This window comes from Xanthomonas sp. A1809 (assembly GCF_017746015.1).
Classification (GTDB): domain Bacteria; phylum Pseudomonadota; class Gammaproteobacteria; order Xanthomonadales; family Xanthomonadaceae; genus Xanthomonas; species Xanthomonas euvesicatoria.
This window is the reverse complement of record NZ_JAGHWZ010000012.1, coordinates 75,027-90,642: the sequence shown is the minus strand read 5'-3', so window position 1 is coordinate 90,642 and position 15,616 is coordinate 75,027. Positions and strand designations below refer to the sequence as shown.

General features: G+C 67.4%; 13 protein-coding genes. 8 read left to right on the top strand and 5 right to left on the bottom strand.

Features of this window, described 5'->3' with window-relative positions; genetic code table 11:
- The first annotated feature begins 9 nt into the window (after nt 1–9).
- The 6 genes from J7396_RS16605 to J7396_RS16580 all read left to right on the top strand — a co-directional run bounded on the left by J7396_RS16605 (nt 10) and on the right by J7396_RS16580 (nt 6,976).
- The gene (locus tag J7396_RS16605) at nt 10–735 is read left to right on the top strand and encodes a pilin (RefSeq protein WP_011348786.1); all 726 of its coding nucleotides are present in this window, start codon (nt 10–12) and stop codon (nt 733–735) included.
- A 41-nt stretch (nt 736–776) separates the two neighbouring features.
- A complete protein-coding gene (locus tag J7396_RS16600) occupies nt 777–2,048 on the top strand; it encodes an RDD family protein (protein WP_014091220.1) in 1,272 nt (423 codons plus the stop codon).
- Nucleotides 2,049–2,230: 182 nt separating this feature from the next.
- Nucleotides 2,231–4,723: a DNA topoisomerase I gene (locus J7396_RS16595; RefSeq protein WP_136733290.1), complete on the top strand. Its 2,493-nt coding sequence runs from the start codon at nt 2,231–2,233 to the stop codon at nt 4,721–4,723.
- A gap of 9 nt (nt 4,724–4,732) precedes the next feature.
- Nucleotides 4,733–5,296, top strand: a complete 564-nt coding sequence (locus tag J7396_RS16590) for a Sua5/YciO/YrdC/YwlC family protein (protein WP_014091222.1) — start codon at nt 4,733–4,735, stop codon at nt 5,294–5,296.
- A 229-nt stretch (nt 5,297–5,525) separates the two neighbouring features.
- Complete coding sequence (locus J7396_RS16585; RefSeq protein ID WP_008572028.1) at nt 5,526–6,302, top strand: hypothetical protein; 777 nt, start codon at nt 5,526–5,528, stop codon at nt 6,300–6,302.
- Nucleotides 6,303–6,325: 23 nt separating this feature from the next.
- The gene (locus J7396_RS16580; protein ID WP_171309830.1) at nt 6,326–6,976 is read left to right on the top strand and encodes a DUF4124 domain-containing protein; all 651 of its coding nucleotides are present in this window, start codon (nt 6,326–6,328) and stop codon (nt 6,974–6,976) included.
- Between the two features lie 168 nt (nt 6,977–7,144).
- Here J7396_RS16580 and J7396_RS16575 read toward each other — a convergent pair whose 3' ends face one another.
- A complete protein-coding gene (locus tag J7396_RS16575; RefSeq protein WP_005911403.1) occupies nt 7,145–7,921 on the bottom strand; it encodes an SDR family oxidoreductase in 777 nt (258 codons plus the stop codon).
- Between the two features lie 334 nt (nt 7,922–8,255).
- Between J7396_RS16575 and J7396_RS16570 the strand changes: the two genes are divergently transcribed.
- Entirely contained in the window at nt 8,256–8,471 is a 216-nt protein-coding gene (locus J7396_RS16570) for a hypothetical protein (RefSeq protein WP_008572026.1), read from the top strand.
- 293 nt (nt 8,472–8,764) lie between these two features.
- Here J7396_RS16570 and sppA read toward each other — a convergent pair whose 3' ends face one another.
- Nucleotides 8,765–10,666: a signal peptide peptidase SppA gene (sppA, locus tag J7396_RS16565; protein WP_014091225.1), complete on the bottom strand. Its 1,902-nt coding sequence runs from the start codon at nt 10,664–10,666 to the stop codon at nt 8,765–8,767.
- Between the two features lie 84 nt (nt 10,667–10,750).
- Complete coding sequence (locus J7396_RS16560) at nt 10,751–12,127, bottom strand: MATE family efflux transporter (protein ID WP_029820482.1); 1,377 nt, start codon at nt 12,125–12,127, stop codon at nt 10,751–10,753.
- Between the two features lie 268 nt (nt 12,128–12,395).
- Here J7396_RS16560 and J7396_RS16555 point away from each other — a divergent pair, with 268 nt between their 5' ends.
- A complete protein-coding gene (locus J7396_RS16555) occupies nt 12,396–13,568 on the top strand; it encodes a DUF3667 domain-containing protein (RefSeq protein WP_244669709.1) in 1,173 nt (390 codons plus the stop codon).
- A 172-nt stretch (nt 13,569–13,740) separates the two neighbouring features.
- Here the strand turns inward: J7396_RS16555 and J7396_RS16550 are convergent, their stop codons facing one another.
- Nucleotides 13,741–14,343 carry a DUF3106 domain-containing protein gene (locus J7396_RS16550; RefSeq protein WP_033478607.1) on the bottom strand — a complete coding sequence of 201 codons (603 nt, stop codon included), beginning with the start codon at nt 14,341–14,343 and terminating at the stop codon, nt 13,741–13,743.
- Nucleotides 14,327–15,352: a hypothetical protein gene (locus J7396_RS16545; protein ID WP_209261749.1), complete on the bottom strand. Its 1,026-nt coding sequence runs from the start codon at nt 15,350–15,352 to the stop codon at nt 14,327–14,329. Before J7396_RS16545 ends, J7396_RS16550 begins: the two co-directional genes overlap by 17 nt.
- Nucleotides 15,353–15,616: the final 264 nt, after the last annotated feature.

Genomic DNA, 15,616 nt, shown 5'->3' with positions numbered 1-15,616 from the left:
GGAACGGGGATGCGCAGTTGGTATTACGCCGATGGCCACCGCCATCGGCATGGTCCGGTGGCCGACGACGTCTTGCTGGGCCTGTATCGCGATCGCGTGATCGCCCTGGATACGCTGGTCTGGCGCGAAGGCCTGGACAACTGGTTGCCGCTGTCCGCGTGCGCCGACACCCTGGGCCCGCCAGTCTCTACGGATGTGCGTGCGGGCGCGGTTCCGCCGCCGTTGCCGCCTGCCGCGGCGCACATTCCGCCTGCCCAGTCGTCTGTCGCGCCACCAGTGCAGCCACGTCGCAATGGCCCCGGCTGGCCGCTGGTTGCAGTGCTGGGTGCGCTGGCCGGTGTTTTCGTGATGGTGGGCGTCATCGGCATCCTCGCTGCGATCGCGTTCCCGGCCTACAACGATTACCTGAGCCGCGCCAAGGTCGCCGAGGCGGTCGGCGAACTGGCCGCATTGAAGCCGCAGATCACCGGATTCCTGGCCAGTGAGGGCCGCTGCCCGGTCAATGACGACGCGGGGTTCAAGCCACCCGAGCAGTACGCGAGCGAGCGGCTGAGCAGCGTGCGCATCGGCCGTTTCGAGGGCAGCGAATGCGGCATCGAAGCCGTGCTCCATGCGCCCAAGTCGGCCAGAATCGACGGCAAGGCCGTGTGGCTGGAGCTGGATGCGGATGCCGGCAGTTGGCACTGCAGTTCCGAAATCGACGACACCCAACTTCCACCGGATTGCCGCGGCTGACTGCCTGCTGCATGCCGATCGCTACACGTTAAGGGGACAACATGACGCAGTGGTACTACGCCGACGCACAGCGGCAGCGCCAGGGGCCGGTGGACACGGACACGCTTCGCGCGCGCCTGTCGCAGGGCATCATCGACCGTTCCAGCCTGGTCTGGCGCGAAGGTCTGGCGCAGTGGGTGGCACTGCACGAGATCGAGGGCGAGCTGGGCTTGGACAGCGCGGCGGCGGCCGCGGCCCCGGAAGCCGGCGGGCAGATGCCGGCGGATGCGGCAAGCCATGCACCATTGTCGGCTGCGCATCCCGGCCACGACGCGCCGGCGACAGGTTCGCCCACCGCGACCCTGCCGATCGATGACCACGCCAGGGGGACATCGCACTGGCAACCGGCAGCTGCCGATGGCGGCATTGAGGGTGCGGGTGCAGGCACCAGCGCCAGCGATACCGGCGCGGCTGCCGGTGCCGATCACCGCCCGGCAATCGCCCCATTACACCGGCCACACGATCAATCCCCTTCATCAGACACCTCGGCATGGTCCAACACGCCGCTGGCGTCAGATCCAAGCCCGACCACGCCCTCGGGCACCACGTGGCCACCGGGTTACACCGCGGCAGCGGCGACCACGCCACCTCCAGGGGCCTGGGATGCCCCGGCCCTCGCCGCGCCCGCCGCAGACACGGCGCTGCAGGATGCGCCAGTGGTCTACGCCGGGCTCTGGCGGCGCGTGGCCGCCAGCATTCTCGATAGCCTGATCACCACCTTTGCGGTGTACCTGATCGTGATTCCGCTGGTGTTCGTGGTGGCGCTGGTCACCACGCGCGGCGATTCGGGTTCGGCGCTGGACGACGGCAGTGCGCTCGGCATCGCCATCGTGGTGATGTCCTACGGCATCGGCCTGGCCATCCCGACGCTGTATTTCGCCTGGATGCAGTCCAGCCGGCATCAGGCCAGCCTGGGCAAGCTCGCCTGCGGCATCAAGCTGGTGCGCGCCGACAGCAACGGCGGGCGGGTCGGATTCTGGCGCAATGTGCTGCGCTATCTGGCCTACATGCTGATCAGCGTGCTCACCCTGGGCATCGGCGTGATCGTGGCGGCCTTCATGGCCGGCATGACCGCGCGCAAGCAGGCTCCGCACGACAAGGTCTGCGACACCCTGGTGGTGGACCGTTGGGCATTCACTGAGCATCCGGAGCGCCAATCCAGGGGTCTGGATACCGTGTCCATCGTGGTTCTAGCCATTTACGCGGTGATCCTGGTGCTCTCGGTGGTGGCCGTCGCCTTCATGCTGGCGGCGATCGGAATGAGCCAGCGCTAGCAATTCGCGGCGCCGGCCGCTTGACACGGCGGCGTCCGCCGTGATCTTTCTAATAAGAGAACTGAACGCCCGGGAGTCCTTCCCGGGCGTTAACGCGTGGGAAACGGTCGATCTGCTTCCCTCGACCGGCCAATTAGGCCACGCTACCCGCCCCCCGGGCTCCGCCCCAAGAAGTTGCCACCATGCCCAAGCACCTGCTCATCGTCGAATCGCCCGCCAAGGCCAAGACGATCAATAAATACCTCGGCAAGGACTTCACCGTCCTGGCCTCGTATGGGCACGTGCGCGACCTGGTCCCCAAGGAAGGCGCGGTTGATCCGGACAACGGCTTTGCGATGCGTTACGACCTGATCGAGAAGAACGAGAAGCACGTCGAAGCCATTGCGCGTGCCGCCAAGAGTGCCGACGACATCTTTCTGGCGACCGACCCGGACCGCGAGGGCGAGGCGATCAGCTGGCACATCGCCGAGATCCTGAAAGAGCGCGGCCTGCTCAAGGACAAGCCGATGCAGCGGGTGGTGTTCACCGAGATCACCCCGCGCGCGATCAAGGAGGCGATGGCAAAGCCACGCATGATCGCCGGCGACCTGGTGGATGCGCAGCAGGCGCGCCGCGCGCTCGATTACCTGGTCGGCTTCAACCTCTCGCCGGTGCTGTGGCGCAAGGTGCAGCGCGGACTGTCCGCTGGCCGCGTGCAATCGCCGGCGCTGCGCATGATCGTCGAGCGCGAAGAAGAGATCGAAGCCTTTATCCCGCGCGAATACTGGTCCATCGATGCGCACTGTCGGCATCCCTCGCAGGCGTTCAATGCGCGGCTGATCAAGCTGGACGGGCAGAAGTTCGAGCAGTTCACCGTGACCGACGGCGACACCGCCGAGGCGGCGCGCCTGCGCATCCAGCAGGCCGCGCAAGGCGTGCTGCATGTCACCGACGTGGCCAGCAAGGAGCGTAAGCGCCGCCCCGCCCCGCCGTTCACCACCTCCACGCTGCAGCAGGAAGCCTCGCGCAAGCTCGGCTTCACCACCCGCAAGACCATGCAGGTGGCGCAGAAGTTGTACGAAGGCGTGGCACTCGGCGACGAAGGCTCGGTCGGTCTGATCAGCTACATGCGTACCGACTCGGTGAACCTGTCGCAGGACGCGCTGGCGGAAATCCGCGATGTGATCGCGCGCGATTTCGGCACCGCCTCGCTCCCCGACCAGCCCAACGCCTACACCACCAAGTCCAAGAACGCGCAGGAAGCCCACGAAGCGGTGCGCCCGACCTCCGCGCTGCGCACGCCTGCGCAAGTGGCGCGCTTCCTGTCCGAGGACGAGCGCCGCCTGTACGAGCTGATCTGGCGCCGCGCAGTGGCCTGCCAGATGATTCCGGCCACGCTCAATACGGTCAGCGTGGACCTGTCGGCCGGCAGCGAGCACGTGTTCCGCGCCAGCGGCACCACCGTGGTGGTCCCGGGCTTTCTGGCCGTGTACGAAGAAGGCAAGGACACCAAGAGCAGCGAGGACGAGGACGAGGGCCGCAAGCTGCCACTGATGAAGGCCGGCGACAACGTCCCGCTGGACCGCATCGTCACCGATCAGCACTTCACCCAGCCGCCGCCGCGCTTCACCGAAGCGGCGCTGGTCAAGGCGCTGGAGGAATACGGCATCGGCCGTCCTTCCACCTATGCCTCGATCATCCAGACCCTGCAGTTCCGCAAATACGTCGAGATGGAAGGCCGCAGCTTCCGCCCCACCGACGTCGGCCGGGCGGTGTCCAAGTTCCTGTCCGGGCATTTCACCCGCTATGTCGATTACGACTTCACCGCCAATCTGGAAGACGACCTGGATGCGGTGTCGCGCGGCGAAGCCGAGTGGATCCCGTTGATGGAGAAGTTCTGGGGCCCGTTCAAGGAATTGGTCGAAGATAAGAAAGACTCGCTGGACAAGACCGATGCCGGCAGCGTGCGCGTGCTCGGCACCGACCCGAAAAGCGGCAAGGAAGTCAGCGCGCGCATCGGCCGCTTCGGCCCGATGGTGCAGATCGGCACGGTCGAAGACGAGGACAAGCCCACCTTCGCGTCGCTGCGTCCTGGCCAGAGCATCTATTCGATCTCGCTGGAAGACGCGCTGGAACTGTTCAAGATGCCGCGCCTGCTCGGCCAGGACCAGGACCAGGACGTCAGCGTGGGCATCGGCCGTTTCGGCCCGTTCGCGCGCCGCGGCAGCACCTATGCCTCGCTGAAGAAGGAAGACGACCCCTACACCATCGACCTGGCGCGCGCGGTCTTCCTGATCGAAGAGAAGGAAGAGATCGCACGCAACCGGGTGATCAAGGAATTCGACGGCAGCGACATCCAGGTACTCAACGGACGCTTCGGCCCGTACATCAGCGACGGCAAGCTCAATGGCAAGATCCCCAAGGATCGTGAGCCGGCGTCGTTGACGTTCGAAGAAGTGCAGCAGCTGCTGGCCGACACCGGCAAGCCCGTGCGCAAGGGCTTTGGCGCCAAGAAGGCCACCCTGAAGAAGAATACGGTCAAGGATTCGGCGCCGAAGAAGCCTGCCGTCAAGAAGACCGCGACCAAGACCGCAGCCAGCAAGACCGCCGTCAAGAAGGCGCCGGCCAAGAAGACCGCTGCCAAGAAGGCCGCCAAGCGCGTGGTCAAGAAAACCGTGAGCAAGGCCGCAGGCTGAGAGGCGCACATGACCGACACACTCGACCTGGATCGCGCCGTCGCCGCACTGACGCAGGGCGGCGTGATCGCCTACCCGACCGAAGCGGTGTGGGGACTGGGATGCGACCCGCGCCAGGAGGCGGCCGTACTGCGGCTGCTGGAGATCAAGCGGCGCCCGGTGGAGAAAGGCGTGATCGTGGTGGCGTCGAGCGTGGACCTGCTGCGCGACTGGGTCGACATCGACGCACTGGAGCCGGCACGCCGGCAGGACGTGCTGGCCAGCTGGCCCGGCCCGCACACCTGGATCCTGCCGGTCACCGCTCGGGCGCCGCGCTGGGTCACCGGCGAACATGATGGGCTAGCGGTACGCATCAGCGCGCATCCCGTGGTGGCAGCGCTGTGCGCGGCCTGGGGGGCGCCGCTGGTGTCGACCAGCGCCAACCTGGCCGGCGAGCCGCCAGCGCGCAGCCGTGCCGCCCTGGATCCGGCATTGCTGGCGACAATCGACGGCGTGGTGGATGGCGAGACCGGCGCCCTGGCGCAGCCGACCCAGATCCGCGACGCACGCAGCGGGCAGATCCTGCGCGACTGAGTGCGGCCGAGAAACGGCCGCGCAGCCATGAGGCGCGCGCGGCGGGTCCATTGGTCGTCTATCCCCACGCCGAATGTTCCGGGCCGTCGCCCTTGGCGGCCTACCCGGCCACTGCTGGCATTCCGGAAGCAGGCCGCAGCCATCCGGCGCGTTGTCGCCTCGCCCCTGCACAGCGTTCGTTCAGCCGCACCCCCTTTGCGGCGGCCGCACAGACGCGCACACTGCAGTCATGCGTACCGTCCTGACTCTTCTGCTGCTCGCCGCGGCGCTGCCGGCGTCGGCCGCCACCACCGCGAGCAAACCCGACCCGAATGTGCGGGTCTATCGCTGCGTGAGCAGCACCGGCACTGTCGCCCTGCAGGATGCACCCTGCAGCAGCGGTCGCCAGCAGGTGCTGGATCTGCAACGGCCGCAAGACCCGCCGCCGCGTCCAGCGCGCGTGGAGCCGCCGGCACCGGTCGCCGCAGCGCCCACGCATGAGGTCCGCATCGTTACCGTGCAACCGCCACAGCCGATGTACGAGTGCACCACCGAAGACGGCAACCGCTACACAAGCGACAGCCCGGAAGGCAATCCGCGCTGGGTGCCGACCTGGGGGCCCGCCTATGTGGGCAACACCATTGCTCCCCCGGTCCGCGGCGGTGGCGGCATCCAGCGTCCACCGATCTCGGTGAGCCCGCGTCCGGCGATCTCGGTGCAGGGCGGCTCCGGACGAGGAAGCGTCCGCGGCAGCGCAAGCTTCGGCGTAGATAGCTACCAAGGCGGCTATCAGGGCGGTTACAACGGCGGCGGATACGGCGGCACGGTCATCGTGCCGTACGGCAACGTGCAGATCCGCGACGAATGCCACGCCCTGCCCGCACAGGAAGTCTGCGCGCGGCTGGCCGACCGCCGTTGGGAGCTGATCCGCCGCTACAACAGCGCGCTGCAGAGCGAGCGCGAGGATCTCAGCCGCGAACAGCGCGGCATCGAGGCACGCCAGCAACGCGACTGCGGCGGCGCATGAGGCGCTGGCCGTTATTGGGCGCAATGACGCTCAGCATGATGGCGCTCGGTTCGCTGGCCGGCGCGCAGGAAGTGGCCATCTATCGCTGTACCGATCCGACTGGCGCACTGACGGTGCAGAACATGCCGTGCCCGAAGGGCATGCAACAACAGAAGAAGCTGATGACCGCACCGGCGGCGGTGCCATTCGCGCCCGGCGGCGCTACCAACCCAGCGCCCGCACCTGCGATGCCAGCGGCGCAACCACGGGCTGCTGCGCAGGCGGCTGCATCGGCACCCGCTGCACCGGCCACGCCCGCCGCACTGCCAGCACCGACGGTTACCTCGACATCGACCCTTCCACCGCCGCCGCTGTTCGAGTGCACCGCACACGACAACGGACGTTACTTTACCGAAGACCGCGAACCGGCCACGCGCTGCCTGCCGATGCAGACCACCAATCTGGCCGGCGGCCCGGCCACCGGGGGCGGCAGCGCCTGCGAGGTGGTCACCGACCGCTGCGCGCCGGTGCCGGACCAGAGCCTGTGCGAGGCCTGGCGCAAACGCGCCGAGCAGGCCGAATCCACCTGGCGCTTCTCCGATGAAGCGCAGTCGGCCGAACGCAAACAACGCTATGAGCAGATGCGCCGGGTTCTCGACGAGAGCCGTTGCGCCAATCCGGCCGCCACGCCCTGAGCACGCCTGTCGCGCGATGAGCCAACGGGTCTGGACGGTTGGCGGGCAATCGCCATTTGGCTGAAAGACGACGCGCAGCATGGGCGGGTGCATGAACATGGTGCATGAACATGCAAGCTCTGCGTCCATGCGCATCCACTCGGAACCAGGCGGTATGTGTCGCCTGCGCTAGAACCCGTAGCGCAAGAAGCCGCCGTCCACCGCGATGCATTCGCCGGTGATGTAACTGGCAGCCGGCAGACACAAAAAACCCACCGCCGCGGCAACTTCTTCCGGTTCGCCAATGCGACGCATCGGCGTGCGTTCGATGACCTGTTCGTAGTAGTCCGGATCCGACAACGGACCGGAGGTGCGGCGGGTGCGGATGTACCACGGCGCCACCGCGTTGACGCGGATGCCGTCTTCGGCCCACTCCACCGCCAGGTTGCGCGTCATTTGCTGCAACGCCGCCTTGGTCATGCCGTACGGCGCGCCGCTGCGCACATGGGTGATGCCCGAGACGCTGCCGACGTTGACGATGGCCGAGGCTGCGTGTTGCGCCAACAACGGGTGCGCATAACGCGACAGTTCGAATGCGGAAAACACGTTGGTTTCGAAGATGCCGCGCCACTCGTCTTCGGTGTAATCGATCGCGGCGCGGGTCACGTTGCCGCCGGCGTTGTTGATCAGCAGATGCAGGCCGTCGGCGTGGTCTTCCACCCAATCCAGGATCGCGCGGCGCTCTTCATCGTCGGAGACATCGGCGGCCAGCCCGTGCAGTTCGCGCTCGGGAAACTCGTCGGCAAGCTCATCGCGCGCCTGCGCCAGGGCATCGGCATCGCGCGCCACCATCAGCAGGTCGGCACCGAAGCCGAGCAGCTCGCGCGCGATGGCAAGACCAATCCCGGCACTGGCGCCGGTGATGAGGGCGGTCTGTCCATCCAGCCGCCAACGGTGCGTTGTCACGTGGTAATCCTCTTCAAAGCGCAGGAAACGGCCGCTGCAACGCAGTTGACGCGCATGCGTGGCCCGGGCGTTAGAGCGTGTTGTGCACGTTGAGATGAGATGCGTTGGCCGCCAGCGGTGCGGAGCGGGTGCTGCGCGGCGCCGGCTTGGCTGGCGCCAAGGCAAGCCGCGCGGCGCCTGCTCCATGCCGCTGGCGGCCAACCCGCCGGGAAGCGTCCTGTGGCGCACCGATACCGCTTTGCGCGCCTTGTCGCGACGCGCCAGGACGCTTCGCACTCACCTCAACGTACATAACACGCTCTAGGATAACGCCACCCCAAGCGAGGTCACGACGATGAAGATGCATTGGATGCTTGCGGTTGGTCTGGCGTTGTCGCTGGGCGCCTGTCAGCGGCCGCAGCCCGCGCCCACCGATCAGAAGCCCGATCCGCAAGCCACCGCCTTGCGCGGCCACATCCAGCAACCGTTGAACAAGGCGCACGCGGTGCAGGCCGCAACCGACCAGGCGGCCGACGATCAGCGCAAGGCGATCGATGCCGCCACGCAGTAGCAAAACCTCGGCAACCGGTGAACTGGCGCCCTGAAGCGCCTGCAGTTGGTGCCAATCAGCGCACGGATGTGCCAATAGCCACCGGTGAACGCCTGCCAAGGCTGTAACTGCACTCAGCACGACATGCGCGATGCGAGTGGCTGATGGTTGCGCGCTCGACGATTGCTGCGTGGGTCTTGCCGTCTGCTTCGTTCGTTCGGCCGTTCAAACCACCGCATCATCCGCGCGCGCACAACAACGCCGGCACATGGCCGGCGTTGTCGATGCATCAAGTGCGCACTGAGCGCAACGCGTCAGAACCCGCAGAAGCAGTAGGCCAGCGACTTGACCGGCGTGCCGCCTGCCTTGCTGTCGTGCACGGCGCTTTCGACAAAGCGCAGCTGCGTATCCACTTCCGGCAACGAGCGGGCCAGCAGCGCGCGCGCCATGCCCGAGTCGCCCAGCATCCAGGCGCCCATGCGGCTGCCGGCAAACCCGCTCATGAACTGCGAGAACGGCGTGGCCGGCTTTTCCACATAGCGCACGCGGAACTTGCCGCGGCTCAGCTTGGCGCGGTCGGCCGCATCGGCCACCGCTTCGGACATGCCGCCGAACGCGTCCACCAATCCACGCTCCTTGGCCTGCGCGCCGCTCCACACACGGCCACGCGCCACCTTGTCGATCGCCTCCACCGACTGGTGACGCGCCTGCGCCACCTTGCCGGTGAAGTCTGCGTAGCCCTTGTTGATCACTGCCTGGATGACCTGGCCGGCAGCCGGATCCAGCGGACGGGTGATGTCGAACGCACCGGCGAACCGCGTGGTGGCCACGCCGTCGGTGTGCACGCCGATCTTGTCCAGCGCGCGGGTCAGGTTCGGCACCATGCCGAAGATGCCGATGGAGCCGCTGATGGTCGACGGGTCGGCGTAGATGCGATCGGCATTCATGCTGATCCAGTAACCGCCGGACGCGGCCAGATCGCCCATCGACACCACCACCGGCTTGCCGGCCTGCTTGAGCGCAACCACTTCGCGGCGGATCTGCTCGGAGGCGAAGACTTCGCCACCGGGCGAATCCACGCGCAGCACCACCGCCTTCACTTCCTCGTCGTCGCGCGCCTGGCGCAACAGCGCCGCCGTAGACTCGCCACCGATGCGTCCGGCCGGCTGTTCGCCACCGCTGATCTCGCCCGCTGCCACGACCACCGCCACCTGCGGGCGACTATCCATCGGCGAACGCTGCGCCTGCAGCTGGCTCAGATAATCGTTGAACCCGATATTGCGGAAACCGCTGTCGGCATCGCTGTCGGCCACACCGCGCTTGACCAGCAGCGCATCGACTTCTTCGCGCGTCTTGAGCCCGTCCACCAGCTTCTGTTGCAGCGCGAACTTGGCCAGGTCGCCACCGGCGGCGGCCACGCCTTCGGGCAGCGTGTCGATGCCGGCAGCCAGCTGCGCCGGGCTCAGCTTGCGCGCGGTGCCCACGTCGGCCAGATAGCGCTGCCACACATCGTTCATCCAGAACAAATCCGCTTCCTTGGCATCGGCCGAGGCCGCGTCCAGGATGTACGGCTCGGCTGCAGACTTGTACTCGCCGACGCGGAACAGATGCACGTCCACACCGAGCTTGTCCTGCAGGCCTTCGCGGAAGTACTGGCGATAGCGGCCAAGGCCTTCCAGCAACACGCTGCCCATCGGGTCCAGATACACCTCGTTGGCCTGTGCGGCGAGCAGGTACTGGCCCTGGCTCATGCTCTCGCTGAAGGCCACGATCTGCTTGCCGGAGGCGCGCAACTTCTGCAATGCGACGGCCACTTCGCGTTGGGAAGCAAATCCGGACGGTTGCAGCTTGTCCAGGTTCAACAGCACGCGCTCGATCTTGCGGTCCTTGCCCGCCGCCTCGATCACGCGCACCAGGTCGCGCAGTTGCACTTCTTCGGCGCTCTTGTCGCCGACCGCCTTGGCCAGGGACCGGCTGACCGGGTCTGCACTGAATTGTTCGACCAGCGTACCTTCCGGGTTGATCACCAGGGTGGTGCGCTCGGCCAACGGCTTGGTGCCATCGCCACGCGCCAGCGCCACCACGAACACCAGCAACAGCAGGAACAGGAACCCGAAGAACACCAGGTTGAAAATCAGGCGCCGGGTGAAATTCATCACATCCCACAGGCCGACGAAGAAGCTGGCGATGGGATTGCGACGCACGGGGTGGTTCATGGAAAGCTCCGTCGAAAGACGCTGCATACAGATCGATGGTGCCCAGCATACCGGCTGCGCAGCGCGCGCGGCATGCGCTGGAAGTCAGGGTGTCACGGTGGCGGTCAGCCGCCGGCTGGTCTGGCGGAAGCGCAGCCCCATCAGGATCGAGGCCACCGTCAGGCCCAGGATCAGGCCCACCCACATGCCCTTCGGTCCCCAGCCCAGCCCCAGGCCGAGCCCGGCGCCGATCGGCATGCCCACGCCCCAGTACGAAAACATCGCCAGGAACATCGGCACGCGGGTGTCCTTGAGCCCGCGCAGCGCGCCGGCCGACAGCACCTGGATGCCGTCGGGAAACTGGAACGTGGCGGCAAACAGCAGCAACACCGACGCCAGCGCGGCCACGGCCACGTCGTCGGTATAGACGCCGACGATGGCATCGTGGCCCAGCAACAGTGCGCTGGCCGACAGCGCTTGGGTGCCCAGCACGATCGCATAGCCGGCCCAGGCCGCGCGCCGCATCGCCAGCGGGTCGCCGCGGCCCACTGCGTGGCCCACGCGCACGGTGGTGGCCTCGGCCACGCCCATCGGGATCATGAAACACAACTGCGCGACGTTGATCGCGATCTGGTGCGCGGCCGCTTCGGTGGAGCCCAGCCGGCCGATCAACAACGCAGTGACGATGAACAACCCGCCTTCCATCAACACGGTGATGCCGATCGGCAAGCCGGTGCGTAGCAACTCGCCGATGGCGCGCCAGCGCGGTCCTTCCAGGTGGGCGAACAAGTGCAGATGCGCAAACCGCCGTGCGCGCCACAGATACAGCGCAAACACGCTCGCCTGCACCCACATGGTGATGGCCGAGGCGATGCCCAGACCTTCGGCACCGTGTTCGGCGAAGCCGAACTTGCCATAGGTCAGCGCATAGCCCACCGGTGCCAGCACCAGCAGGCCGCCAAAGCCCAGCAGCATGGTCGGCAGCGTCCAGTGCATGCCCTCGCTGAGATAGCGCATGCAGAAGTAGAAGGTCAGCGCCGGCACGCCCCAGCGCACCGCGTGCAGGAACGCGGTGGCGCCGGGCACGATGTCCGCTGCAATCCCGAAGGTGGGCAGCAACGGCGGCACCACGCTCAGGAACACGAACATCAGCGCACTCAGCCCCAGCGACAGCCACAGCGCCTGCCGGAACAGCGGCCCGATCTCGCGCTCGCGGCCGGCGCCGAGCAATTGCGAGACCGAGGCAGTCAACGAGATCAAGGTGCCGATCGGCACCAGCATCGGCAGCCACAGCAGCGAGGTGCCGATGGTGACTGCAGCCAGCGTGGCGGTGCCGTGGTGGCCGGCGATGACGTTGTCGACAAAACCGATCAGGCCGGTGGAAACGTGGCCGAGCACCAGCGGCAACGCAAGCAGGCCGGTGGTGCGCACTTCCGAGGCGAAGCCTGGCGTCGCGGACGGGGGTGCAGAAGAAACAGACATGACAACCGATCGCTGCGCGGACTACGGCCGTGCCGGGAGGCGCTGGCACCGGGTCGCGCGGGCCGGCTATCTTACGCCTACTTTCCGACTGCGGCCTTGCCGCGCAGCTGGGTAGAGCCCGCTGCGCGACTGTGTGTGCGGGCAAAACGCGAAGGCTGCTGCAACCGGGCCGGCGCGGGAGACCGTTGTACGCGTGCGCCAACGCCGTTCTTTCGGGATCAGGTCGACGGCAACGCGCCTTCCCCGACTCGCCAACCGGACCTGGCTCATGTCACCGCATTCGACCGCGCACCCTCCCACAGACTGCGAAAATTGTGCCACTGCCTTGCAGGGGGCGTACTGCCACGCCTGCGGGCAAAGCGCGCACAACCCGGTGCGCAGCGTCGCCCATGCGGTGGAAGAAGTCTTCGAATCGTTCTGGCATCTGGATGGGCGCATTTTCCGCACCCTGCGCGACCTGCTGGTGCCCGGACGCGTGGCCCAACGCTTCCTGGGCGGCCAACGCGTGCGGTACGTGGCGCCGATGCGGCTGTTCCTGGTACTGAGCCTGTTGACGTTCTTCATCGCGCGCATCGCCGTGCATGCGTCCGCCGCAGACAGCGATATCGCCGCCGCGCCCGGCACCAGCCAGACCACGGTTTCCAAGGATTTCGCACAGGCACGCACGCCGGCGCAGGTGGAAGCGGTACGCAGGCAGTTGGTCGACGCGCTGACGCAGACGCGCGCGGCCGTGCCGAGCGGCATCGCACGCGAGCGCGTGGACGCCGGCATCGCGCGTGCCAATGCGCAAGCGCAACGTCGTCTGACGCAGCTGCAGGCCGACGCGCGTCCGACCAGCGCCGTGCCCACCGCAGAGGCAGACAGCGATAGCACGTTCTTTTCGGTCATGGGCAAGCCGTGGGACCCGGTGAGCAACCCACTGCACTATGCGGCACTACCGCAGTTCGCCAACCGCTGGATCAATACCCAACTTCGCCATATCCGCGACAACCTGCCTCGACTGCGCAGCGACCCGCAACTGCTCTACAACGCATTCTTCGCAGCGGTGCCGTCTGCATTGCTGGTGCTGGTGCCGCTGTTTGCACTGCTGTTGCGGGTGTTCTACGTGCGCAGCGGGCAGGTGTATCTGGAGCATCTGGTGCTGGCACTGTATAGCCACGCCTTCCTGTGCCTGAACCTGCTCACGCAACTGCTGTTGTCGCTGCTCAGCGATGCGCTGGCGCACGTCGCCAGCCCGATCACCTGGAGTATCGGAGTCGCGCAGTTCGGGCTGACGCTCTGGATGCCGGTGTATCTGCTGTGGATGCAGCGGCGTGTGTACGCGCAGTCCTGGCTGGTCACCGTGCTCAAGTACATCGGCCTGAGCGGGGTGTATCTGGTGTTGGTGTTGGTGACGGTGGCCGCTGCGCTGTTGATGGTGGCCAGTCTGGCGCGTCTTTGACGCGCTGACTGCGCAGACGGTTGCGCTAAGACAGCCGCATTGCAGCGCGACGCAGCGATGCCGGGCCTGGGTGCGGCGCGTCTGAAGCGGCGCTATGGGGCAGGCACAGCTAGAACGGATATGACCGGCGCAACACTGAAAGGCATTGCGCGCGCCGACGGCACGCGAGCGATCAACGCGCCAGTTGGCGCTTCAACCAGATGCTGCGCGTGGCCGGCGCTTCGGCCAGGAAGGCCTCGCGCAGGCTGTCGCGCTCCTGGGGCGGGGTGCGCTGTGCCAGCACCGCCAGTTGCTCCAGCTGGCCGGCGTCCAGGCTGCGCAGCGCGGCCAGCATGGCCTCGCGCTGGGCGGGCTGCACGTAGCCGATCAACGGCTGCAACTGGGCATAGAACGCCCCCACCTGCGAGCCCAGGCGCCAGCCGTCGCGATGCAGGCGATCCATCGCGCCGAACTGGGTGCGCAGCGCGCGTTGCTGATCCTCCGGCAAGGCCTGCAGCCGCTCGCGTGCCTGGCGCAACACCACGCGGTCTGTGGCCGTCAGCCCCTTCCAGGCGGCATAGCGGGCACGCAGCTCGGCTTGCTGCGCAGGCGTCATCGCTGCCCAGCGTGCGCGTTGCTGCGCGGCGCTCGGCGATGTACTCGGCACTGCGGCAGCGGAAGTGGACGCGGCCGGCGCAGCGGCCGATTCTTCCAGCGGCGTCGGCAAGCGCTGCGCGCCGGCGACGCCGGCAAACGCGCAGAGCAGCAGGCCGCACCAGTCAGTTGGTTTCATCATCGACCGTCTCCAAAGCGGCGGAAGGTTGCTCGGCTGCGGTGGCATGCGCACCGGATTCATCAACCGGCACCGGGTGGCCGGCGGCATACCAGGCGTAGAAGTCCGCAGCGCGGGCCAGCTCCAGATCCGGGTCGGCCAGCATCGCCTGGTCGCGCGGATCCAGGCCCGGCGTGGCCACGGCATCCGGCAGGTCGGCCGCCGGGAGTTCCTCCACCAGTACCGGCGCCGCGTCGGTCACGTGCAGCACGCCGGCAGGCGCCTGGGAGACAGGCTCGGGAGGAAGCGCGGGCCGGCGGTGGGCCCACCACCAGCCCAACCCCGCCAGCAGCAGTGCCACCGCCAGCACGCCCAACGCCATGCCGGCGTGGCGGCGCTCCAGCTGCGGCCACCGCCATTGCCGTCGGGCCCGGGCAGCGGCAGGACGGCGCGGCGCCGGTGCCGGCTCGGCCGGCGCGGCAGTGAGCGGCATTCCGGCCAGGGCCGAATCGCGGAGCTGGCTCAGCCGGGTCAACTGGGCCGGGCTCAGGTCGCGCAGTTCCACTTGCGCCGCTTCTGCCAGGGCCCGCCAGGCCTGGGCATCCGGATTGCCGGCGGCATCGCGCGGGCAGGCACGCGCCAGCGACTGCCGGTAGTCCGCCGCTTCGACGCCTTGCACCTCGCTGGCCACGCCTTCTTCCAGCCCGGCCACGATCCGCAGCAGCAGCGCCAGGCGGTCGGCAGTCTGCATCCGGCCCAAGACGGTGAACGGGGGCAGCCACGTGCCCGGCATCGGCTCGCGCCGCAGCGGTGGCGCGGTGGCCAGCAGGCTCCAGAAGCGCATCGGCCAGCTTGCCATCGGCCGACCTGCCGCCTGGCTGCTGAAGGCGCGCAAGGCCGCTGCGAGTGCGCGCTCGGCGGCGGCCACGTCGCCGCATTGCAATTGTGCGAGCACCAGACCCCGGCGTTCGACACCGCGCAAGAAGGCAGATAGCGCGGCAGGGGTCACGGGGGCGTCGGGGACTACGGTCATGAGAACTCCAGCATCGGCCGGCATGATACCGACGCGATTGGCCCCCGCCGACGGCTTGACAGATCGGCCCGGCCCCGCTCCGCCTTCACACCGGCCGTGCCTGCCGCCGCGGCGGGTTGTGCACAGCGGCAGACATACCGATACGCAGGCGTCTGTCAACTGTTGTTTTTTCTTTGTTGCATTCGTGTTTCACGCCTAAGTGATTGAAATTTATTGACTTATGCATGTTGGCTAAAAAATGTCCAAGAGGTTGCAGAGGCTAGT

Excerpts from the sequence above, each read along its gene's own strand:
- J7396_RS16585 (WP_008572028.1), top strand. The coding sequence starts at position 5,526 with ATGCGTACCGTCCTGACTCTTCTGCTGCTCGCCGCGGCGCTGCCGGCG.
- J7396_RS16605 (WP_011348786.1), top strand. The coding sequence starts at position 10 with ATGCGCAGTTGGTATTACGCCGATGGCCACCGCCATCGGCATGGTCCG.
- J7396_RS16570 (WP_008572026.1), top strand. The coding sequence starts at position 8,256 with ATGAAGATGCATTGGATGCTTGCGGTTGGTCTGGCGTTGTCGCTGGGC.
- J7396_RS16590 (WP_014091222.1), top strand. The coding sequence starts at position 4,733 with ATGACCGACACACTCGACCTGGATCGCGCCGTCGCCGCACTGACGCAG.
- J7396_RS16580 (WP_171309830.1), top strand. The coding sequence starts at position 6,326 with ATGACGCTCAGCATGATGGCGCTCGGTTCGCTGGCCGGCGCGCAGGAA.
- J7396_RS16545 (WP_209261749.1), bottom strand. The coding sequence starts at position 15,352 with ATGACCGTAGTCCCCGACGCCCCCGTGACCCCTGCCGCGCTATCTGCC.
- sppA (WP_014091225.1), bottom strand. The coding sequence starts at position 10,666 with ATGAACCACCCCGTGCGTCGCAATCCCATCGCCAGCTTCTTCGTCGGC.
- J7396_RS16600 (WP_014091220.1), top strand. The coding sequence starts at position 777 with ATGACGCAGTGGTACTACGCCGACGCACAGCGGCAGCGCCAGGGGCCG.
- J7396_RS16555 (WP_244669709.1), top strand. The coding sequence starts at position 12,396 with ATGTCACCGCATTCGACCGCGCACCCTCCCACAGACTGCGAAAATTGT.
- J7396_RS16560 (WP_029820482.1), bottom strand. The coding sequence starts at position 12,127 with ATGTCTGTTTCTTCTGCACCCCCGTCCGCGACGCCAGGCTTCGCCTCG.
- J7396_RS16550 (WP_033478607.1), bottom strand. The coding sequence starts at position 14,343 with ATGATGAAACCAACTGACTGGTGCGGCCTGCTGCTCTGCGCGTTTGCC.
- J7396_RS16595 (WP_136733290.1), top strand. The coding sequence starts at position 2,231 with ATGCCCAAGCACCTGCTCATCGTCGAATCGCCCGCCAAGGCCAAGACG.